This window comes from Amycolatopsis sp. NPDC051071, from assembly GCF_040682875.1.
Lineage (GTDB): Bacteria > Actinomycetota > Actinomycetes > Mycobacteriales > Pseudonocardiaceae > Amycolatopsis.
On sequence record NZ_JBFBBY010000011.1, the window covers coordinates 69,249 to 89,993 of the forward strand.

Consider the following 20,745-nt stretch of genomic DNA (forward strand, 5'->3'; position numbering starts at 1 on the left):
ATTCAGGCTTCGGACGGCACGATGTTGACCGTCTTGCGGCCACGCTTCTCGCCGAACTGGACCGCACCGGCGGCCAGCGCGAACAGCGTGTCGTCGCCGCCACGTCCGACGTTCACACCGGGGTGGAACTTGGTGCCACGCTGGCGGATCAGGATCTCGCCCGCGCTGACTTCCTGGCCGCCGTAGCGCTTGACGCCCAGTCGCTGAGCGTTGGAATCGCGACCGTTGCGGGAGCTGGACGCACCCTTCTTGTGAGCCATGGCTCAATCCTCTTTCTGACGAAGATCCGGAGAAAGTTCTACTTGGAGATGCCGGTGACCTCGACGCGGGTCAGCTTCTGCCGGTGACCCTGGCGCTTGTGGTAGCCGGTCTTGTTCTTGAACTTGTGGATCCGGATCTTCGGACCCTTGGTCTGCTCGACGACCTTGCCGGTGACCGAAACCTTCGCCAGAGCGTCGGCGTCCGTGGTGACGTCGCCACCGTCCACAAAAAGGACTGCGGGGAAGGTGTGCTCTGTACCAGGCTCGCCTTCGAGCTTCTCGACCTCGACGACGTCGCCGACGGCCACCTTGTACTGCTTGCCGCCAGTCTTGACGATCGCGTACGCCGACACGGAAGTCTCCTGCTTACTCGACAACGGGTGGGGGCTTGCGTAACCGGCCCACCGGATCTCTCTCGGCGGTCCTGGGTCTGCGCAAGGTGCCCGCTCTAGGTGGCGGGCCGTTCTCCAGGTTACGTGGGGCTCCCCGGTGCGATCACACCGGGGTGCCCCTAGGTGTTCACTAGCTCTTTTCCGACGCCTTGACCGGGGGACCGGCCGGCCGTGAGGCCGTCCGGCGCGGGCGGCGGCGGGTGGTGGAGCGACCGGCCGGGGCCGGGACCTCCACCTCGGGTTCGGTCTCCTCGGCTGTCACGACAGTCTCAGGAGTCACCGGAATCTCGGGAGCCTCGGGCTCCGGGCCCGATTCCCCGACGATGGAGATCTCTTCTTCACGCACGGCCGGGGTTTCGTCGTCCGAAGTCGTCACCGGTTCCCCGGCGAGTTCGGTCGCGGGTGCCTCGGCGACCGGTTCCGAGACCGGCTCGGACGCCGCCTCAGCCGCCTGCTCGACGGTCGCCCGTGCGAGAGGCTCTTCGGTCGCCTTCACCGGCTCAGCGGGCTGCTCAGCCGCCTGCGGCGCGTGCCCGTTGAGCGCGGCGCCCTCGACGTTCTCGGTGACCTCGTGAGCATGCTCACCCTTGGCCGCCTTGGTGGCGTTGGCGACGGCCTGGACCGCCGAGACCACCGACTCGCGCTGGCCGGAGCCTTGCGGAGCCTCGGCCTTGGCCGCCGCGGGCTCGGCCTGCTGCTGGTCTTCACCCTTGCCGCGGCCACGGGAACGCCGGGAGCCCTGCTGCTGCTGCTCCTTGCCACCGCCACTGCCGCCACTGCCGCCGCTGCTGTGGCTGTGCCCGTTGCCGCCACCGGACGACCCGCCGGAGCCGCCGCCACCGGTGCGCTGCGGCTCGGTCGAGACGACCACACCGCGGCCCTTGCAGTGCTCGCACGGCGTCGAGAACGCCTCGAGCAGCCCGGTGCCGATCTTCTTGCGGGTCATCTGCACCAGGCCGAGCGAGGTGACCTCGGCGACCTGGTGCCGGGTGCGGTCCCGGCCGAGGCATTCGGTCAGGCGGCGAAGCACCAGCTCGCGGTTGGATTCGAGCACCATGTCGATGAAGTCGATGACGATGATGCCGCCGATGTCACGGAGCCGGAGCTGGCGGACGATCTCCTCCGCCGACTCCAGGTTGTTCCTGGTCACCGTCTCTTCGAGGTTTCCACCCGATCCGGTGAACTTGCCGGTGTTGACGTCGATGACCGTCATCGCCTCGGTGCGATCGATGACCAGGTAGCCACCCGAGGGCAGCCAGACCTTGCGGTCCAGGGCCTTGGTGATCTGCTCGTCGATGCGGTGGTCGGCGAAGGCCGAACCGGTGCCGATGTACCGCTTGACCCGATCGGCCAGGTCCGGCGCCACGTGCTGCACGTAGTCGTAGATGGTGTCCCAGGCCTTGTCGCCCTGGATCTCCAGCTTGGCGAAGTCCTCGGTGAACAGGTCACGGACGACCTTGACCAGCAGGTCCGGCTCTTCGTAAAGCATGACCGGGGCACCGCTCTTCTTGCCGGCGCCGCCTGCTTCGGCCTTCTCCTTGATGACGTCCCACTGTGCCTTGAGACGGCGGACGTCGCGGTCCAGCTCCTCCTCGCTGACACCCTCCGAGGCGGTGCGGATGATCACACCGGCGTCCTCGGGGACGATGCGCTTGAGGATGTCCTTCAGGCGGCGACGCTCGTTCTCCGGCAGCTTCCGGGAGATGCCGGTGGCACCACCCGCGGGCACGTACACCAGGAACCGGCCCGGCAGCGAGATCTGCGTGGTCAGCCGGGCACCCTTGTGCCCGACCGGGTCCTTGGTGACCTGGACCAGCACGGAGTCGCCGCTGGAGAGCGCCTGCTCGATCTTGCGGGCCTTGCCCTCGAGTCCGGCGGCGTCCCAGTCGACCTCACCGGCGTACAGCACGGCGTTGCGGCCGCGGCCGATGTCGATGAAGGCCGCTTCCATCGAAGGCAGCACGTTCTGGACACGGCCGAGGTAGACGTTGCCGACGATGGAGCCGGTGCCCGACGAGGTCACGAAGTGCTCGCACAGCACGCCGTCCTCGAGCACGCCGATCTGCGTGGAGTCGCCCTTCTCGGCGACGACCATGGTGCGCTCGACCGACTCGCGGCGGGCGAGGAACTCGGCCTCGGACAGGATCGGCGCACGACGACGGCCAGCCTCGCGGCCGTCCCGGCGACGCTGACGCTTGGCCTCCAGCCGCGTCGAGCCGCGCACGCTGCGCACCTCGTCGCGGGCCGGGCGCTCGGTCTCCGCGGCCTTGGCCTGGCGCACGTGGACGACCGTGTTGGGCGGGTCGTCGATGGTGGCCTCGGCGTTGTCGTCGTCCCCGCCCTTGCGACGGCGGCGACGGCGGCGACGCTTGCTGCCGTTGTCGGAATCACCGTCATTGTCCGAATCGGACTCGACGGACGCCTCTTCGCCGTTCTCGGCCTCGGTCTCCTCGGGCTCCGAGTCCCTGGGGTCCTTGGCGTCCTTGTTCTCGCCCCTGTCCTTCCCACGCGGCTGACGGCCGCGAGGGGCTTCGGGCTGCTCGTCTTCGTTCTCGGAGTCGGCCGAGTTCTCGTCGCCGCCCTTGCCACGGCCACGGCCACGGCGGCCGCGACGGCGGCGGCGACGGCCGTTGGCGTCGTCACCGTCGTCGTCGATGCCCTGGCCATCGGCCTGGTCGTGCTGCGTGTCGTCCTCGTCGGAGACGTTCTCTTCGGTCTCGGTGAAGGCAGGCTCCGGCTTGCGGACGGGCTTCGTCGTGACGGGCTCCGGCGGCAGGAACACCGGCGACGGCGCGGCGAACACCGGGACGTGCACGGCGGCCTTCGACGGCCGGGTCGCCCGCTGCGGCGGCTCCGGGGTCACCGGCGCGGCCAGCGCGGGCGGCACGCGCCGGGAAGTTGCCTCCGCCCGGGGAGCGGCTTCGGCCTTGACCTCGGGCTTCGCCTCGGCCTTGACGTCGGGCTTGGCCTCAGGCTCGGGCGTCGCGGGCTTCTCAGCCGCTGCCGGGGTCTCGGCGACCGGGGTCGCTTCGGGGGTCTCGGGCTCGTCGCCGCCGGTGAGGGCTTCGGCGAGCTTGATGGCCACATCGCGGGTGACGCTGGACTGCGCGCTGCGGACGGTCTCGCCAAGCTCACCGAGCTTGGCCATCAGTTCACGGCTGTTGGATCCCAGGAGCTTCGCCAGGGCGTGCACCCGGATCCGGGGAGGCAGTTCGGCCAGCTGGCCTGCGATGGGTGTGGCGGTATTCCCGCCGGTGACGGCGGGTGTGTCCGCGTTCGACATATATCTCCTCCGCCCCCGGGCGCGTCGGCCGGCTTTCACCGGCTCGACGCGGCCGCGCAGGGGCCCCTTTCTGTCCGTTCCGCCGTGGTGGTCACCAGCAGCGGGAATCCTTGCCCGGCACCGCGACGGCGCCGGGGTTGTCCGGGCGCCGCACACGGCTGAAGGTCTGCTCGGCGGAGTGCTGGCCACGTTCGCGACATCGGGCCGCCCGCCACGTCGTCGAGCCGCCGGGAAGGCGGCGACGCGTGTGGAGGATGTGCAGCACACCACCGGGCCACGGGACCGCGAGCGCCACCTCTCACGTGCGCCCGTCGGCCAGCGGCCAACGCGAGTATCCCACACCCCGGCCCCACTCCGGTGTACTCGGTGCCACAGGCCTGACTTCCGGGCGCGCCGCGGCCACCGGCCGGGCGAACTTCGCGGGAGAGCTTGTCGGCCCGGCCGAGGGTGGCTAGCGTGCCGCTCGGGGGTGCCGATGCCCAGGCCGAGGCGATCCCCGTAGCCCCCTTGTCCGGTGGGAGGTCCGGTGTCCCTGCTGGGACGGTCCCTGCGAGCGGCCGTATGCGCCTTCGTGGTGCTCTGCGGCTCGTTCTCGGCCGTCGCGACGGCCGGCGCGGACCCATCGTGCCATCCCGATGGCCGGACCTCGCGCTACGTCGTCGCCTTCGACCGGGGTACCTCCGAAGCCGAGGCCAGGGCCGTCATCACCGGCGGCTGTGGCACCACGACGATCTACTACCCGCAGATCGCGGTGGCCGTGGCGACCTCCGCCGACCGGGACTTCGCCGAGCTGGTCCGGCCAGCCGCCGCGTTCAGCGCGCAGGCGGAACGGCTGGCCGTGCAGCGGGCCAGCGGCACGTCGCCGGCCAAGGCCGCCCCCGCCCGTGCCGAGCTCGAACCGACGGTTCCGGCGAAGGTGCCCTCGGCCGATCGCATCGGCGAGCAGTGGGACATGCGCGCGATCGGCGCCGACAAGGCAAGGGTGATCGAACGCGGCAGCCGCGACGTCGTGGTCGGCGTCCTCGACTCCGGCGTCGACCCCACGCATCCGGACCTCACGACCGCCCTCGACCCGGACAAATCCGCGGGCTGCCTGTCCGGCGCACCCGATCGGAGCTGGGCCGCGACGACGTCGGTGCACGGCACCCACGTCGCCGGGATCATCGCCGCGGCCGACGACGGCAAGGGCGTCACCGGCGTGGCGCCCGGGGTGCGGATCGCCTCGGTGAAGGTGATCGACGACCGCGGGTACGCCGACCCCGAAGCCGCCGTATGCGGCCTGATGTGGGCGGCCACGCAGAGGATGGCCGTGACGAACAGCAGTTACTTTGTCGATCCGTGGTCCCTTTCGTGCGCACATGACGACCAGCGGGGCGTGGTGAACGAGGTCATGGCCCGCGCCGTCGAGTACGCGACCTCGGCAGGCACCCTCAACGTCGCGGCGGCCACCAACGAGGCCGTCGGCTTGGTGCCGTCGCCGCGTTCCGGCGTCAAGGCACCGGCCGAGGGTTGCCAGGCGCTGCCCGCCGGCCTGCGTGACGTCGTCGCCGTGTCCTCGGTGAGCGAGGAGCGGGTCAAGGCGGGGTACAGCTCGTACGGACTGGGTGTGATTGATGTCACCGCACCCGGCGGCGAGGCCGGGCGATGCGTGCTGTCGACCGTTCCCGGCGGGTACGCGCGGTTGTGCGGGACGTCGATGGCTTCGCCGCACGTCGCCGGTGTGGCGGCGTTGATGGCTTCGGCACACCCCGGCTACGGACCCCGCCAGCTGAAGCGGACGCTGGACGCGCAGGCGACGCCGATCGCGTGTCCCGCCGACTACGACCTGACCGGTGACGGCTCGCAGGACGCGTACTGCACCGGTTACGCGGGGTTCAACGGCTTCTACGGGCACGGGCTGGTCGACGCGCTGGCCGCGGTGGCCCCTCGGGCGAACGGGTCGAACGCGGCCCGGTGAGTGCTGCGGCCACTTGCGGCGGATCAGCGCAGCAGCAGCTTCCCGAACCGCCGCGACGCCCCGTAGATCCCGGCCGCCGCCAGCGCCAGCAGGTACGCCACGTTCCCGAGCATGCCCCATGACAGCACGCCGACCGACAGCCCACGCATCAGCTCGATGCCGTGGTACAGCGGGAAGATCTTCACGATCCACTGGATGGTCCCGGGGTAGACCGAAAGCGGGTAGAACGTCGTGGAGAACAGGAACAGCGGCATCAGCACGAGATTGATGTAGTCGAATTGCGACACCGACCGCAGGAAGGTCACCAGTACGATGCCGACGGCCGAGAAGGCCATCGCGACCAGCAGTGACGCCGGGATCAGCAGCACCGCCCACCAGGAGGTGGGCAGCCCCATCGCGGTCATCACGCCGAGGAACGTCACCGAGTAGATCCCGCCGCGCAGTACCGACCAGCCGACCTCGCCGAGTGCGATGTCCAGCGGCCCGATCGGGGTGGCGAGCATGGCGTCGTACAGCTTCGCGTACTTCAACTTGAAGAACAGGTTGTACGTCGAGTCCATGATCGCGCCGTTCATCGCCGACGCCGCGAGCAGGCCGGGCGCGACGAAGGCGACGTAGCTCATCGTCTGCCCGCCGGGGCCGACGACCTCGCCGACCAGTTTGCCGAAGCCGAGCTGGAAGGCCATCAAGTAGAACAGCGGCTCGAAGGCGCCGGACACGAACAGCATCCAGACGTGCGAGTAGGTCAGGAAGGTGCGTTCCAGCACCGCCTTCGACCGGCCGCTGTACATCGCGGGCGGCAGGATACGCAGCAGCACCCCGCGCCTCGGCTTTCCACGTTGCGGCGCCTCGGTGAGAACAGCCACTTCAGACCACCAGCCGTCGGTAGAAGTACTTATGCGCCAAGGCCCAGCCCACTCCGGCCAGCACGACGAGGAAGGCGAGGTGCCCCAGCGTGGCGAGCGGGCCGACGGTACCGAGGCTGACCGCCCTGGCTGCCTCGTTTCCGTGCCACAGCGGGGAAAGCCAGGCGATCCACATCAGCGGGGCCGGGAGTTCGTTGATCGGGAAGAACGTGCCGGAGAACAACGTCATCGGGATCAGGATGAACCGGAACACCAGGCCGAACCGCGCGCCCTCGTCGAAGGTGGTCGCGGCCAGTGCCATCACCGGCGTGCCGCAGGCGATGCCGGTGAGCACGCCGATCAGGATCACGGCGAGCACACCGAAGCCGGTCCACGCTCCGAACAGGGCGGCGATGACGGCGTAGATGGCCCCGGCCAGCGTGAGCCGGATCCCCACCCAGATGATCTGGCTGCCGAGCACCTGTCCCGGCGTGATCGGGCTCGCGGTGACAGCCACGTAGCTTTGCTGCCATTTGAAGCCCGACAGCACCGGGTAGCTCGACTCCCCCACCGCCAGTTGCGCCGCGCCGGCGACCATCAGCGCGGGCGCGACGTACGCCAGGTACGAAAACCCGCTGGTCGCGGCGCCTGCCCGCACCTGCGAGCCAAACCCGAGCCCCATCGCGGCCAGGAACAGCACCGGCTGCAGACCGGTCGAATACAACGTGGACAGCCAGTACCGGCGGTACCACATCCAGTACCCCTCGACCCGCAGCCAGGCTCCCAGCCAGGTCGAGACCACGCGGCCGGTCGAGGCCTTCGTCTCCGCTGTGGTCATCAGTCGACCAGCGTCCGGCCGGTGAGCCGGAGGAAGACGTCCTCCAGCGAGCTGCGGCGGACCAGGCTCGACAGCGGCCGCAGCCCGAGCGCGTGTGCTTGTTCGAGGGTGGCCTCACCGGTCATCGTGTAGAGCAGGACGCGGTCCGGCAGCACCTCCACGCGTTCGGCGAGGCCCTCGATCCGCTTCGCCGCCGCCTCCTGCTCCCCGTTCGGGAACCGCAGTTCGACGACCTCGCGGGTCGAATACCGGCTGATCAGGTCGGCGGGTGAGCCTTCGGCGGCGATGCGGCCGTTGTCCATCACGACCAGCCTGTCGCACAGCTGCTCGGCCTCGTCCATGTAGTGGGTGGTGATGATCAGCGTGGTCCCGCCCGCCTTGAGCCGGAACAGCCTGTCCCACAGCAGATGCCGGGCCTGCGGGTCGAGCCCCGTCGTCGGCTCGTCGAGCAGGAGCAGTTCGGGATCGTTGACCAGGGACCGCGCGATGGTCAGCCGCCGCTTCATCCCGCCGGAGAGCGAATCGACCTCCGCATCCGCACGGTCGGTGAGCTGGGCGAACTCCATCAGTTCGTCGGCCTTGGCTCGCACGTGCGAGCGGGAAAGCCCGAAGTAGCGGCCGTAGATCTGCAGATTCTGGCGAACGGTGAGTTCGGTGTCCAGGTTGTCCTGCTGCGGCACCACGCCGAGCCGGGCACGGATCTTCGGCCCCTCGACGTCCGGATCCATGCCGAGGACCCGCAGATCGCCGTCACTGCGGGGGGACACGCTCGCGATCATCCGCATCGTGGAGGATTTGCCCGCGCCGTTGGGCCCGAGGAAGCCGAACGCCTCCCCGGGGCGGACCTCGACGTCGATCCCGCGTACGGCCTCGAAATCGCCGAAACGCTTGACCAACGCCTTCGCCTGCACCATCGCCGGTTCGTGCTCTGAGTCACCCACGAATCGCACCCTAGGCGCTGCCACCGACAAGTTTCGACCTGTTTACCGTCACCCTTGTTGGACAGTGCTGGTTCGTCGATACTCACCGACCATGAGTCTCAAGTCCCGAATCGCCTTGTTGTCCGTTTTTGTCAGCGCCGGGCTGCTCGTGGCCCCGGCCGCCCAAGCGGTCGAGACCACTGTGGACGGCCGGACCGTCGACCCTCGCCCGTCCACCGCCAAGCTCGCCTTCGAACTGCACAAGCTGGCCTTGCTCAGCCACGGCAAGATCCGGGTGAGCGGCATCGGCCGCAGCAACGAGGGCCGTCCGGTGTGGGCGGCCAGGGTCGGCCACGGCAAGACGCGCATCCAGTACGTCACCCAGCAGCATGGCGACGAGCCGCTCGGCACCCCCGCCGCGCTGGAATTCCTGCGCAAGGTCGGCGTCGAACATGGTGCCTGGCAGCGGGATCTGCTCTCGCAGGTGACCGTCGACATCGTCGTGCGTGCCAACCCGGACGGGAACGAACGCGACTGGCGTTACAACTACGCCCCGGACGCCACCCCCGAATACGGTGAGAAGGGCAAGGGCTTCGACATCAACCGCTATCACGACCCGGCCGTGGCGCCGAAGGACAACCCGGCCACCGAGGCGGGCCTGATCCAGCGCCGGAACGCGTCGTTCAAGCCGGACATCATGGTCGACTACCACATGCAGGGCCGCTACAAAGACTCGAACGGCAAGGAGATCACCGCTTCGACGCTGTGGCCGACGAACGCCGGGGTGAAACCGTCCGATGTGGACTTCGCGAAGCAGATCGCGGTCGTGGTGCAGCGGTCGATCAACGGCAACGGCGGCTACGTGTCGCAGTACCCCGGCGGTGACTACCAGGGCATCGCGCGCAACGGGTACGGACTGCTCGGCAACGGCAGCGTGCTGATCGAACTGAGCCTCATCCCGGACCGCGAGCAGGCGCAGATCCAGGACGCGCTGGCGTCGATGCTCGCGATCGCGCGGACCGCGGCCGACGGTTCGGTGCGGAAGGTCGACCCGGCCAAGGCCGACGTCATCCCGCCGCGTGGTCCGGCACTTCCGGGCACGGTCGAAGAGGCGCACGAAGCCGCCTGAGGCGTGCGATGAAGTGAGCTTTCAGGAGATGCGACGGCCGGTAGCCCTCTGTCCTGCCGCGGACGCGGCTACCGGCCTTCGGCGGCGACAATGCCGCCAGTCGCTCTCGAAAAGCACCGCGCGACAAGGAGATTCCGATCTCGGATGGGTAACCCACGCGGCACTATCCGGTGGACAGCCTCTCGGCCCAGCGGCCATGATCGGGCCCCGAAACCCGCCGAACGAGGAGTGCCGTGGAATTCCAAGAAGTCGTGCGCCGCCGCAAGATGATCCGCGAATTCCACCCCACCCCCGTTCCCGACGAGGTACTGAGTCGCATCCTCGACAACGCGACCCGCGCCCCGTCCGCGGGTTTCTCCCAGGGGATGGCGTTCCTCGTGCTCACCGGTGACGATTTGCCACGGTTCTGGGAGATCGGCGGCGCTTGGGTCAGCGAAACCGTGCGAACCGCGCCGGTGGTCATCGTCCCGATGTCCTCGAAACGGGTCTACCTGGATCGCTATGCCCAGGAGGACAAGGGCTGGACCGACCGCGACGAGACCCGCTGGCCGGTACCGTTCTGGCATATCGACACCGGGATGGCCGCGATGCTGATCCTGCAGACCGCGGTCGACCAGGACCTGGGCGCCATCTACTTCGGCATCGCCCCCGAAGCGGTCGCGCCCTTCCGAAAGGCGTACGGCGTGCCCGAGGACCACGAGCCCATCGGCGCCATCGCCATCGGCACCCCCGCCGCCCAACCGGACGCCCAGCTCCGCGCGAAGCTGAAGAGCCGCCGTCGCCCGCTTGAGGACGTCGTGCACCACGGGCGCTGGCGAGGCGAGGGGTAGGGCGCGCGGGGGGTGTGTTGCCTGTAATGCTGGACCGCATGCGGTGAAGGGGACTTCATCGCATCAGCGGACGGTGATCGAGAGGCTCTTCGTCACCCCGTTGACGGTGACCGAGAGCCGCGCCACCCCGGGCCGCAACGCGGTCAGCACCCCGGTCGCCGGATCGAAAGACGCGACGTCCCAAGGCATCGCGGGCAGGAATCCGTCGGCGACGTGTGTGCCCCAGCCGCCCTTCCAGTCCGCGCTGACCGGATACGACACCGGCACCTGACGCGCTCCCTGCGTCACCACCGCACGGATGTCGGCCTTCTCGCCCCGCGCCAGTGAGGAAGGCCCGGTAACCGCCAGCGTGTCGACGTTCGGCCGCGTCTCGAACCGCACCGGCTGCGCCTTGTCCCCCGGCTCGAACCGGACCATCGTCCAGCCGACGAAACCGCCGTCACCGGGAGCCGCCGCCGGCGACTTCCCGGAGTTGCCATTCACCAGGTACGGCACGCCGTCCACCCGCGACAGGGTGAACACGCCCGCGTGTGAGGCGATCGCGGCCGTCTGCTTCCCCGACTCCCGTTCGAACGCGGTCAGCCAGCCGGTCAGCATCGAGGCTTCCTTGCGGTCGGCCAGTTGCGAGTTCCCAGTGGGGCTCGGATCCTTGACCGGATGGTGCATCGCGACGACCACGCCGCGGATCCCCCGGTCGGCCTTCGCGCCGTCCAGTGCCTCACGCAGCATCCGGATCTGGTCGAAGCCACCCGCACGCAGCGAACCACGCGAGGAATCCATCAGCACCAGCCGGATCCCGGCGACGTCGACGACGCGGTGGGTCTCCCCGAACGCCGCCTGGAACTCGGCGAGACCGTGCCCGCCGTCGGCTTCGTGGTTGCCGGGGACGTAGTACCAGGGTGCCTTGCCGACCAGTTCCTCGTCGATGACCGACTTCGCCAGTACGAAATCGGCGGCCGTGCCGCGGTCGACGAAGTCGCCGTTGATCAGCACGAGATCCGGTTTCGCCGCCACCGCCTCGCGCAGTGCCCGCCGTGCCTGGGCGACCAGCGGGCCGGTGGGGTCGTCGGCGGTGAACTGCGCGTCGCTGACCACGGCGATCCGCAGTCCGCCGGTCGCGGCACCGTCGGTGATCAGTGCCGGATCGCGCGGCGCCGGATCGGCCGGGACACTCGCCGCGGGCGCGACCTCGAAGGTGAGATCGTCGAAGACCAGACGTCCTTCGTACTGCTGATCGGGGACGTTCTCGACGGCGTAGAACTTCGTCAGCCGCTGCCCCTCGGGCAAGCCCGCCGGGATCGCCGCGCGAAGGTAGCGCCAACCGGTCCAGTCGACACTCAGCGACAAGTCCACAATGGACGGAACGTTGGCGGCGTCGCGGAGTTCGGCCCGCAGCCAAGCGCCCTTCGCGTCGCCGTTGACCCACAGGCCGACACGCTGGGTTCCCGGCGGGAGCGTGATCGGCGCCGCCGAGTTGACGTAGGCCGCGCGTGTGGCGTTGGTCCCGTTCAGCCGGTAGTCCAGCGCGAGACCGCGGCCGCCTTCCCGGCCGGGTGCCCCGGAAAGCGCGGCGCCGACGACGGCGGGGAAGACACTCGCGTTCCAGCCCGCCGGGCCGTCCAGTGCGGCGGCGACGCGGGATTCCGTGCCGACGGACACCGCCAGATGCGTCGACTTCCCGGCGGCACTGGCGGTGATCGCCGAAGCACCCGACGCCTTCTGCGCGGTGACCGCGAAGCCGTCACCGGACGGCTCGATCCGCACCACCGCGGGGTCGTAGTCGAGTTTGACGTCGTCGGGCTCGATCCACGTGCCGTAGCCGTCGGCGTCGTAGCCGAACACCTTGAACGTGCTCTTCGCGCCTTCGCCGGACAGCGCGACCTGTTCGGTGCTGGTGCCCAGCCGGACCGGCGAGCCGAGGACGTTCAGTGTCGCCTTGCCAAGGACGCCACCCCGCTTCGCGTAGACGTCGACGTTCGCGGGCGCGTCCGGGGAGAACCGGTCGGCGTGCGCGGTGAAGACGCCGTTGGTCACCGTGCCGCGAAAAGGATTCGTGCTGAGCCACCGCGCGGAAGCCGTGACGGCGGCACCGGTCTCGTCGTGCGCACCGGCGGTGAGTTTCCGTGTCAGTCCGGAAAGCACCCGTGTCGCGTCGGCGGTGTCCTGCACGGGACGCGGTGAGAACCCGGTCAAGCGGCCGCTGCCGGGCACCGTGGTGACGCCGATCCCGTTGGGCACCAAGCGTTCCCCGCCGTCCGACGGTGAGTTGCGCACCAGCGGAGCCTTCTCGCCCTCTTCACGGGCGAGCATGGTCGAGGAGCCGCCGCCGTCGAGGTTGATGGCGTCGTCCGCGCCGAGCGACTTCAGGTGGCGGGCGAGTTCCAGTTCCGTCATCCCCCGGCTGTCGGCCTGGCGGCCGTCGACCGTGGCCAGCCACATCTTCGTGCCGTCGGCGGAGAAACCGACCGCGGTCCGGGGGTGCATGGCGACGTTGTCGACCGGCTGGATCGCGCCATCGCGCAGCAGGACGATGTTCCCGCCGATCGAGACCGACAGTTTGCCCGCGTCGCTCTTCGGCGCGTAGGCGACACCGACCCGGTCTCCGGTCTTCAAGCCCGACAACGTGTCCGCGCCACCTTCGCGCGCGAGGAGAACCGTGCCGTCGGCTGCGATCGGGCCGTCCGCGGGCTCCGGCCGCACCTGCGTGACGACGCCGTCCCGGAGCTCGATCTCGACGACGCGCCGCGCACCCGCGACCGAGGTCCGCCGCGACGCCGCACCCCACAGCGGCGTGTAGACGCCGATCGCGTTCGCACCCAGCACCGGGCTGTTGAAGTTCGACGCGGGAACGACCTTGCCGCCGGGCAGGGTGACCGACGCTTCGAGGAACACCTTCGCGAGCCGCGCCTTGCCCTCTTCGGTGATCGACGCGGTGAGGTTGTGACCGCGCGCGGGCGCCGTCTGGAGTTTCCCGGCGTCGACGCCGACGCCGATCGGGGCGCCGGTGGCGTTGATGTCGAAGAAGTCGCCGTTGACCCCGGCGACCGCGCCGGTCCTGGCGACCTGCTGCGAAAGCGGCGTCCGCGCGGAAACCGTGCCAGGGCTGAGGTAAGCCGGCTTGAGGGTCTTGCTGGTGAGGTCGACGGCGAGGGTGTCGCCGCGGATCCAGCCCGCCGGGTCGTAGCGGTCGAACTCGGTGAGGTTCAGGCCCGGCGCCACACGCGAAGTCGCGCTGGTGATGACGAGACCGTCGTCGGGCGCCGCCACGGCGTACGCGGACGGGCCCTCCTTCGCCGAGGAGGCCGCGGGTGCGGCTTCGACGGGCGCCGGACCGAGCGGAGCGGTCAGCGGATCGGCGTGCACCGGTGCGGCGACCAGAAGTCCGGGCAGCAGGGCAGCGAGCGGCAACAGGCGTGATCTTCTCACGGAATACCCCACGATCGAGTGACAGGCGGCTCAGCTCAGCACAGCGGACGCGGACCGCCAGGAGAAGACCCCGAGGTGAACGTGAACCGAACGGCGTAGGGCGCCGAAGATCAGGGCGTGAAAGGCCCGGCGAGGAACGTCTCGGCCGCCGTGACGTCACCGGTGATCTCGATACCCGATTCGGCGAGGCCGACTCGTTGCCACAGCAGCAAGTCCAGCCCTTCCGCCGGTCCTTCGACGACGGCTTCCGCGGCTTCGGCGGGATCGGCCTGTCGCGAACCTGGGACGTCCTCTGCCGGGGGCGTGATCAGCCAAGCGTGTCCGGTGTCGGATGTCTTCAGCAGCAACGGAACGGTGACCGCGGGCGGGGTGTGCCAGCGCTTCACCTTCGGCAGCATGCTGAGGAGGACCTCGTCCGCGCCGTCGGCGGCGAGAGCCGGATCGAGGGTGTACTCGGTTCCGGCCGCGCGATGCGCGTCGATCAGGTGCACCGCGGTCTCGTGGACCTGGCGGCGAAACCAGAAGGCTTTGTTCTTGGCGGCGGCGGTGAAGTTCCAGGCGCCGTCGACCGGAGAGGCATCGCGAAGTGCCTCGATGAGGCCCTCCGCGCCTTCGCGGTACCAGGCGGCGAGATCGTCGCCGGGTGCCACGGAGAAGTCCTGAGACGCGAGGTCGCCGGTGCGCACGATGTCCGTCGCCCAGCGGTGGACGTTGCCGAGATGGACGACGAGGTCACGCAGGCGCCAGTCACCACAGCACGGCACGGGCGCGGCGGGGTCCCCGGCGCTTGCCACCCGCGCGAAACCGGTGGTGAGTTCCCGTAGTCGTGCCAGGTACTCGTCCGGTGTCATCGACAACCCCCAGGTCCGTGGATGGCGCGGGGTGCCCGCGCCAGCCACGAGTGTGTCAGACCTCGGGGAACCAGAGCTTGAGCTCGCGCTCGGCCGACTCCGGGGAGTCCGAGCCGTGCACCAGGTTGTACTGGGTCTCCAGTGCGAAGTCGCCGCGCAGGGTGCCAGGGGTGGCCTTCTCGACCGGGTCGGTGCCGCCGGCGAGCTGGCGGAAGGCGGCGATGGCGCGGGGGCCCTCGACGGCGAGCGCGACCAGCGGGCCCGAGGTGATGAACTCGAGGAGGTCACCGAAGAACGGGCGCTCCTTGTGCTCGGCGTAGTGCTCCTCGGCGACCGAGCGCTCGACGGTGCGCAGTTCGAGGGCGACGAGCTTCAGGCCCTTGCGCTCGATGCGCGAGATGACCTCGCCGACGAGGCCGCGCGCGACGCCATCGGGCTTGACGAGGACCAGCGTGCGTTCAGTCACGACGGTATTTCTCCTTGGGTGGGTTTTGTGCTATTCGCCCGGAGCCTACTGGGTGCTTAGTGGCTCACTTCACGTCGGACCAGGGAATGGCCTCGATGTGCTCGAGGTGCTCCTCACCCCACTCGCCGAGCGTCGGCGGCTGCTCAGCGTTGAGGCTGAAGGGTCTTCGACCACAGCGAAGCACCGGTAGCGTCACGCAGATCGACCGTGAGCGCACCGCTCCGGCCGTCGATGTTCACCTCTCCGAAGTGCTGGAACCCGTCCGCGGGCGAGGTGTTCGCGACGGGCGGAGCGTGCACGAACACGGCTTCCGGCCCGAACGTCGGGTCGAGCGTGTTCGGCCCGAACGCGCCGGCGTTGAGCGGACCGGACACGAACTCCCAGAACGGGTCGAAGTCGGTGAAGGACGCGCGATCCGGCGAATAGTGGTGTGCCGCGGTGTAGTGCACGTCGGCGGTCAGCCAGACGACGTTGCGTACCCGGCGCCGCGAGATCTCCCGCAGTACCCAGGCGAGTTCGGTCTCGCGGCCGCCGGGCGCGCCGGGCAGGCCGTTCGCGACGCCCTCGATGGCCTTGCCGTCCGGGACGGTCAGGCCGATCGGGAGGTCCGCCTGGATGATCTTCCAGGTGGCCGTGCTGCGGTCGAGCGCGTCGACGAGCCAGCGCGCCTGCCGGTCACCGAGGATCCGGCCCGGTTTGGTCTGGTCGGCGGTGTTGGGGTCCTTGTAGGTCCGCATGTCCAGGACGAAGACCTCGGCGCGCGAACCGTGGCGGAAGTTGCGGTAGACGCGGCCGTCGACGGCCTGGCGCCGGTCGATTGGATGCCATTCGTGGAACGCCTGGAAGGCACGGGCGGCAAGGACGTCGACGCGCTTCTCGGTGTATTCGGGGCGGTCGTTGAGGATCTCACCCGGGTACCAGTTGTTCACGACTTCGTGGTCGTCCCACTGCACGTACGACGGCACGTTCGCGGTGAAGCGCTTGAGGTTGTCGTCGAGGAGGTTGTAGGCGAACTGGCCGCGGTACTCATCGAGCGTCTCGGCGACCTTCGCCTTCTCCGGGGTGACGATGTTGCGCCACACGCGCCCGCCGGGCAGCGCGACGGTCTCGGTGAGCGGCGCGTCGGCGTACACCGTGTCGCCGCAGTGCAGGAACAGGTCCGGACGGCGGTCGGCCATCGCGCGGTAGATCGTCATACCGCCGCGTTCCGGGTTGATCCCCCAGTTCTGCCCCGCGACATCACCGGACCACACCAGGCGGACGTCGGAGCGCCCGTACGGCGCGGTGGCGAACCGGCCGGTGACGGCCTCGCTGCACGTCCGGCCGTCGAGGGCTTCGGCGGTCACGCGGTAGTGGATCTCGGTGCCCGGCAGGAGACCGGCGATCCGGACCTTGCCGGTGCCGCCGGTTTCCGGGCTCATCACCGGACCGCGCACGCGGCGCGCGTGGCGGAACGACGGATCACTGGCGACCTCCACGATCAGCCGTGATGGCCGGTCGGCGCGCGACCAGACGATGCCGGAACCGGTGGTGACGTCGCCGGACTGGACGCCGTGGGTGAGCACCGGGCGGTCGCGGCGGAGCAGCGGATTCGAGTTCGGGCTCGCGGTCGCGGTTCCGGGGAGGAGCAGTCCGCCCGCGACGGCCCCGGCGCCGGTGAGACCGGCTTTGAGCAGCGTGCGGCGGTTGTGGTGGGTTGCGGTCATGGCGCGGTTCTATCCCGCCGCCACGGCCGACGGGCCAACGGCGGTTTGCGCGGTGGTGAACTCACGCGCGGGTGTGCTCGGCAAGGTGAGAACCCCGGTTGAAGTAGACTTTGTGAAAAGATCAGCTTGGGGGCGATCGCATGAGTCGTTCTGATTGGGGCCTGCGCGACTACTACGCCGGCGACGAGGATCCGAACATCCGCTACGTCGTGATTCTCGTTGAGGGAGAACGACTCCCGCACGCCGTGGTCAGGCTGACCGGTACCACCGAGGAAGCCTTCACCCACAACCTGCGGTGGGAACCATCCGACCTTCTGCACCGCGTGCCTGACGAACCACGGTGGACGGCCCGCGAAGCCGAAGTCGGATACGCGAACGGTTTCCTGGTCCAGATGGTGCGCGAGATCAGCGCGGCCACGCACGAGTCGGAGCTGGCCGACTACAGGTACTACGCGGTCTTCAAGAACTCCGAGGACGTGGTCGACCTCAGCAAGGCCTACCTGCTGATCCGGCGGCCGCAGCCCAACCGCGAGGAGAAGTACGCCGGGCACAACCTGTGGGAGTACACCGACAAGCTCTACCGGCTCGGCAGTGGCCGGGACTGGACCGAGGAGTACATCGCGATCAGCGAGGCCGGGGCACAGTTCCTCAAGCAGCAAGTCGACGCGAACTGGGCGGCACTGTGGCGCCATCATGTCGTCTTCTTCGCCGATGGCACGCCGTACGCCGTGGTTGTGACGGCGAAGGACCCACAGTCGCGGACGCAGCCGCGAGAGTTCATCGGTGACGGGCAGTTCCGGCCGACGGAGGTGCTGGACAAGGTGTCGGCGTCGAGTGTCCAGGAAACCGACTTCGACTCCGCCGTGCGGATCATGGCGGAGCTGGTCCGGGGGCGGAACGCCGGCCGGAAGGCGCCAGACGGCTACGCGGTGTTCCATCACCCGGCCGACGTGCTCGATCCCGACTCGGCGTACGCGATCGTCCAGGAGCCGGGACCCGAGCATGAAGTGGTCCTGCCACTGTCCTCAATGGAGTCGGAACGTCTCGCGGCCCGCCTCCACGTCAGGGACGCGAAGCGACGCGCTGCCCCTGTCGGCGGGCACCAGTACTTCGCGGTTTTCCAGAGCACCATGGCCACGACGGACGTGAACAACGCGTACTCGGTGGTCCGCCGTACGACGGACGTGCCGGGGCGCCAGGAGATGTTCCTGCGGCCAGGCGAGTGGCTACCGGCGGCGAGCCCGCGGGACGAGCACACGCTGGCGATCAGCCAGGCCGACCTGGGCCGCGTCACCGGACGGCTCGATGCCGCCGAACCCCGCTACTTCGAGTTCCGCTGCCGCGAGCGGGGACCTGTCGCGTTGGTGCGGCTGACCGCGACCGCCGAGGAGTCCGCCCGTGACCTCGGCTGGGAGCCATCCGACTTCTTCACGCGGCTGCACAAAGAGCCGACGTGGTATGTCGCCGAAGTGGACGAGCACGGCATGGTCGGCCGCAGGTTCTGGTCCGCGCACCTCAAGCGGGGCGTCGCCTACCGAAAAGACGAGATCCAGTACGCCGCGATCTTCCCGGCACAGTCGGCCGCCTTCGACCTCGCCAACGCGGAACTGGTGATGCGGACCAGGGACGCCGTCGAGGAGAAGTTCGTCCGGCCCGGCGGTTGGGTGCCGTCGGACCAGACACTGGTCTCCTACCTCGGCCGCCACCTCTCGATCAGCCACGCGGAGGCGGAGCGGCTGACCGGCTGAGGGTTGGTTGTCTTACTGAGCCTGCTGCTGGCTCGGCAGGGTCCCGGCGGCCATCCGCCGGGCGACGTCGCGCCGCAGCCACAGCAGCCACAGCCAGAACCCGGCGAAGACGACCCCGAGGATCGCCACCGCGGGCAGCGCCACGACGAACGCCATCAGCGCGACCTGCAGCGCTAGCACCGTGGGCACCGCCCAGGGCTTCTTCAGGAAACCGCACAACACGATGAGGGCGATCGCGATCACGATCACCGACCAGCCGGCGACCGAGCCGACGCCCCCGCCGAGTTTGGCCACCACCGGCAGCGCGAGCGCGACGGTGATGCCCTCCATGATCAGCGAGCCTGCCATCACACCGCGGAAGGACTTCATCGGGTCCTTCGCGGGCGGCTTCGGGGTCTCGTCGGTCACGCCGGCTCCTTACCGAACATGGTCCTGGCCTCGCCCACCGTCACCACCGAGCCGGTGACCAGCACTCCCCCGCCCGCGAGGGGCTCTTCGGGATCGTCACTCTGCTCGACGAGGCCGATGGCGGTTTCGATCGCGGAGTCCAGACTCGGTTCGGCGAAGACACGGTCCTCGCCGAAGATCGAGATGGCGATCTCGTTGAGTTCGTCGAGCGGCATCGCACGCGGCGACGAGTTCTTGGTGACGACGATCTCGGAGACGACCGGTTCGAGGGCGTCCAGGATGCCGCGAGCGTCCTTGTCCGCCATCACGCCTGCCACGGCGACGAGGCGGCGGAAGGCGAACTCCTCGGCGACGGTGGTGGCGAGTGCCTTGGCGCCGTGCGGGTTGTGCGCGGCGTCGAGCAGCACGGTCGGCGCGGCGCGGACGCGCTCCAGCCTGCCGGGGGTCTCGACCTCGGCGAAGGCCTCGCGAACGGCCTCGATGACCAGTTGCTTGTCCTTGCCCGCACCGAAGAACGCTTCGACCGCGGCCAGCGCGAGCGCGGCGTTGGCCGCCTGGTGCGCGCCGTGCAGGGGCAGGAAGATCTGGTCGTAGACACCGCCGAGGCCCTGCAGCTTCAGCATCTGCCCGCCGACGGCGATCTCGCGCTCCAGCACGCCGAACTCGCTGCCCGCGCGGGCGACGCTGGCGTCGACCTCGACAGCGCGGTCCAGCAGGATCTTCTGCACCTCGGGGTCCTGCTCGGCGATGACGGCGACGCTGCCGGGTTTGATGATCCCGGACTTCTCCACCGCGGCCTTGGCCGGATCGCCGCCGAAGTACTCGACGTGGTCGACGCCGATCGGCGTGATGACGGCGACGTCACCGTCCGCGACGTTGGTGGCGTCCCAGGAGCCACCGAGGCCGGTCTCGACGACCGCGGCCTCGACGGGTGCGTCGGCGAAGGCCGCGAACGCCATCCCGGTGAGCACCTCGAATTTGCTCATCGGCACCGCGTCGGGTCCACCCGCGTTGTCCACCATGGTCACGTACGGCGCGACGTCGCGGTACAGATCGACGTACGCGGCGGCCGAGATCGGGGCGCCGTCGAGCGCGATCCGCTCGGTGACCAGCTGCAGATGAGGACTCGTGTACCGGCCGACGCGCAGGCCCATCCGGGTCAGCAGCGCGTCGATCATCCGGACGGTCGAGCCCTTGCCGTTGGTGCCCGCCACGTGCAGCACCGGATAGCCGCGGTGCGGCTCACCCATGAGGTTGACCAGCGCCGCGATCCGGGTCAGGGACGGCTCGATCTTCGTCTCGGGCCAGCGCAAGTTCAGCTCGGCCTCGACGGCGAGCAGTTCACGGCGCGCCTGCTGCCCGTCCGGGTCGGCCGGGGTCAGCTCGTCGCCCTGGTCGTCCAGCTCGTGCAGTTCCACGTCCTCGGGGACGTGGAGGTCCGGCACCGGGCCGTGCGCGAGGTTGTCCCCCAGCTGCCCGACCCCGCCGATACCGGCACGGGAACCGCCGCCGGCCTGGTACGCGGCGTCGGGTGCGTCCAGATCCGGGTCGGTGTCGTCGGACGGATCGTGGGCACGTGCCCCCAATTCGTCGACGCCGGCGAAACTGTCCAGATCTGCCAGGTCCGGGGATTCCGCGAATTCTTCGGAATCCCGGCCTTCACCACGCGGCACGAATTCTCCTTTT

General features: G+C 69.5%; 17 protein-coding genes. 4 read left to right on the top strand and 13 right to left on the bottom strand.

From position 1 onward, the window contains the following. Positions 1 to 2 precede the first annotated feature (2 nt). The 4 genes from rpmA to AB0M65_RS06175 all read right to left on the bottom strand — a co-directional run bounded on the left by rpmA (position 3) and on the right by AB0M65_RS06175 (position 4,230). Positions 3 to 260 carry a 50S ribosomal protein L27 gene (rpmA, locus tag AB0M65_RS06160; RefSeq protein WP_364022203.1) on the bottom strand — a complete coding sequence of 86 codons (258 nt, stop codon included), beginning with the start codon at positions 258 to 260 and terminating at the stop codon, positions 3 to 5. A 38-nt stretch (positions 261 to 298) separates the two neighbouring features. Beyond that, a complete protein-coding gene (gene rplU / locus AB0M65_RS06165) occupies positions 299 to 613 on the bottom strand; it encodes a 50S ribosomal protein L21 (protein WP_005158538.1) in 315 nt (104 codons plus the stop codon). A 169-nt stretch (positions 614 to 782) separates the two neighbouring features. After that, on the bottom strand, positions 783 to 3,935 hold the full coding sequence (locus AB0M65_RS06170) for a translation initiation factor IF-2 N-terminal domain-containing protein (protein ID WP_364022207.1): 3,153 nt from the start codon (positions 3,933 to 3,935) through the stop codon (positions 783 to 785). A 91-nt stretch (positions 3,936 to 4,026) separates the two neighbouring features. Next, positions 4,027 to 4,230 carry a hypothetical protein gene (locus AB0M65_RS06175; RefSeq protein ID WP_364022209.1) on the bottom strand — a complete coding sequence of 68 codons (204 nt, stop codon included), beginning with the start codon at positions 4,228 to 4,230 and terminating at the stop codon, positions 4,027 to 4,029. 231 nt (positions 4,231 to 4,461) lie between these two features. Here AB0M65_RS06175 and AB0M65_RS06180 point away from each other — a divergent pair, with 231 nt between their 5' ends. Beyond that, complete coding sequence (locus AB0M65_RS06180; protein ID WP_364022212.1) at positions 4,462 to 5,892, top strand: S8 family serine peptidase; 1,431 nt, start codon at positions 4,462 to 4,464, stop codon at positions 5,890 to 5,892. 23 nt (positions 5,893 to 5,915) lie between these two features. Here AB0M65_RS06180 and AB0M65_RS06185 read toward each other — a convergent pair whose 3' ends face one another. The 3 genes from AB0M65_RS06185 to AB0M65_RS06195 are packed head-to-tail and all read right to left on the bottom strand — an operon-like array spanning position 5,916 to position 8,489. Then, entirely contained in the window at positions 5,916 to 6,758 is an 843-nt protein-coding gene (locus AB0M65_RS06185) for an ABC transporter permease (RefSeq protein WP_364022215.1), read from the bottom strand. A gap of 1 nt (position 6,759) precedes the next feature. Next, complete coding sequence (locus tag AB0M65_RS06190) at positions 6,760 to 7,575, bottom strand: ABC transporter permease (RefSeq protein WP_364022218.1); 816 nt, start codon at positions 7,573 to 7,575, stop codon at positions 6,760 to 6,762. After that, a complete protein-coding gene (locus AB0M65_RS06195) occupies positions 7,575 to 8,489 on the bottom strand; it encodes an ABC transporter ATP-binding protein (RefSeq protein WP_364022281.1) in 915 nt (304 codons plus the stop codon). The genes AB0M65_RS06190 and AB0M65_RS06195 overlap by 1 nt, the downstream gene beginning before the upstream one ends. 118 nt (positions 8,490 to 8,607) lie before the next feature. On the opposite strand from AB0M65_RS06195, the gene AB0M65_RS06200 reads away from it, so the two are divergent. Next, the gene (locus tag AB0M65_RS06200; RefSeq protein WP_364022221.1) at positions 8,608 to 9,624 is read left to right on the top strand and encodes a M14 family zinc carboxypeptidase; all 1,017 of its coding nucleotides are present in this window, start codon (positions 8,608 to 8,610) and stop codon (positions 9,622 to 9,624) included. Positions 9,625 to 9,857: 233 nt separating this feature from the next. Next, complete coding sequence (locus tag AB0M65_RS06205) at positions 9,858 to 10,454, top strand: nitroreductase family protein (protein WP_364022224.1); 597 nt, start codon at positions 9,858 to 9,860, stop codon at positions 10,452 to 10,454. A gap of 63 nt (positions 10,455 to 10,517) precedes the next feature. Here AB0M65_RS06205 and AB0M65_RS06210 read toward each other — a convergent pair whose 3' ends face one another. The 4 genes from AB0M65_RS06210 to AB0M65_RS06225 all read right to left on the bottom strand — a co-directional run bounded on the left by AB0M65_RS06210 (position 10,518) and on the right by AB0M65_RS06225 (position 16,903). Beyond that, the gene (locus tag AB0M65_RS06210) at positions 10,518 to 13,862 is read right to left on the bottom strand and encodes a phosphodiester glycosidase family protein (protein ID WP_364022284.1); all 3,345 of its coding nucleotides are present in this window, start codon (positions 13,860 to 13,862) and stop codon (positions 10,518 to 10,520) included. 128 nt (positions 13,863 to 13,990) lie between these two features. Beyond that, positions 13,991 to 14,731, bottom strand: a complete 741-nt coding sequence (locus AB0M65_RS06215; RefSeq protein WP_364022227.1) for a maleylpyruvate isomerase family mycothiol-dependent enzyme — start codon at positions 14,729 to 14,731, stop codon at positions 13,991 to 13,993. 55 nt (positions 14,732 to 14,786) lie between these two features. Then, a complete protein-coding gene (ndk, locus tag AB0M65_RS06220) occupies positions 14,787 to 15,197 on the bottom strand; it encodes a nucleoside-diphosphate kinase (protein ID WP_020629465.1) in 411 nt (136 codons plus the stop codon). A 143-nt stretch (positions 15,198 to 15,340) separates the two neighbouring features. Continuing rightward, positions 15,341 to 16,903, bottom strand: coding sequence for an alkaline phosphatase D family protein (locus tag AB0M65_RS06225; RefSeq protein ID WP_364022230.1), 1,563 nt, complete (start codon positions 16,901 to 16,903; stop codon positions 15,341 to 15,343). A 140-nt stretch (positions 16,904 to 17,043) separates the two neighbouring features. On the opposite strand from AB0M65_RS06225, the gene AB0M65_RS06230 reads away from it, so the two are divergent. After that, positions 17,044 to 18,651 (top strand): hypothetical protein, encoded by a 1,608-nt coding sequence (locus AB0M65_RS06230; protein WP_364022233.1) that lies wholly within the window; start codon positions 17,044 to 17,046, stop codon positions 18,649 to 18,651. Between the two features lie 12 nt (positions 18,652 to 18,663). Here AB0M65_RS06230 and AB0M65_RS06235 read toward each other — a convergent pair whose 3' ends face one another. Both AB0M65_RS06235 and AB0M65_RS06240 read right to left on the bottom strand, forming a co-directional pair. Continuing rightward, entirely contained in the window at positions 18,664 to 19,059 is a 396-nt protein-coding gene (locus AB0M65_RS06235; RefSeq protein ID WP_364022236.1) for a DUF4233 domain-containing protein, read from the bottom strand. Continuing rightward, positions 19,056 to 20,732, bottom strand: a complete 1,677-nt coding sequence (locus tag AB0M65_RS06240) for a folylpolyglutamate synthase/dihydrofolate synthase family protein (RefSeq protein ID WP_364022239.1) — start codon at positions 20,730 to 20,732, stop codon at positions 19,056 to 19,058. Before AB0M65_RS06240 ends, AB0M65_RS06235 begins: the two co-directional genes overlap by 4 nt. Between the last annotated feature and the right edge of the window lie 13 nt (positions 20,733 to 20,745).

Bases quoted from the DNA above. Each gene is read 5' to 3' on its own strand.
- rpmA (WP_364022203.1), bottom strand. From the start codon at position 260: ATGGCTCACAAGAAGGGTGCGTCCAGCTCCCGCAACGGTCGCGATTCC.
- AB0M65_RS06170 (WP_364022207.1), bottom strand. From the start codon at position 3,935: ATGTCGAACGCGGACACACCCGCCGTCACCGGCGGGAATACCGCCACA.
- AB0M65_RS06190 (WP_364022218.1), bottom strand. From the start codon at position 7,575: ATGACCACAGCGGAGACGAAGGCCTCGACCGGCCGCGTGGTCTCGACC.
- AB0M65_RS06195 (WP_364022281.1), bottom strand. From the start codon at position 8,489: ATGGTGCAGGCGAAGGCGTTGGTCAAGCGTTTCGGCGATTTCGAGGCC.
- AB0M65_RS06200 (WP_364022221.1), top strand. From the start codon at position 8,608: ATGAGTCTCAAGTCCCGAATCGCCTTGTTGTCCGTTTTTGTCAGCGCC.
- AB0M65_RS06215 (WP_364022227.1), bottom strand. From the start codon at position 14,731: ATGACACCGGACGAGTACCTGGCACGACTACGGGAACTCACCACCGGT.
- AB0M65_RS06225 (WP_364022230.1), bottom strand. From the start codon at position 16,903: ATGACCGCAACCCACCACAACCGCCGCACGCTGCTCAAAGCCGGTCTC.
- AB0M65_RS06230 (WP_364022233.1), top strand. From the start codon at position 17,044: ATGAGTCGTTCTGATTGGGGCCTGCGCGACTACTACGCCGGCGACGAG.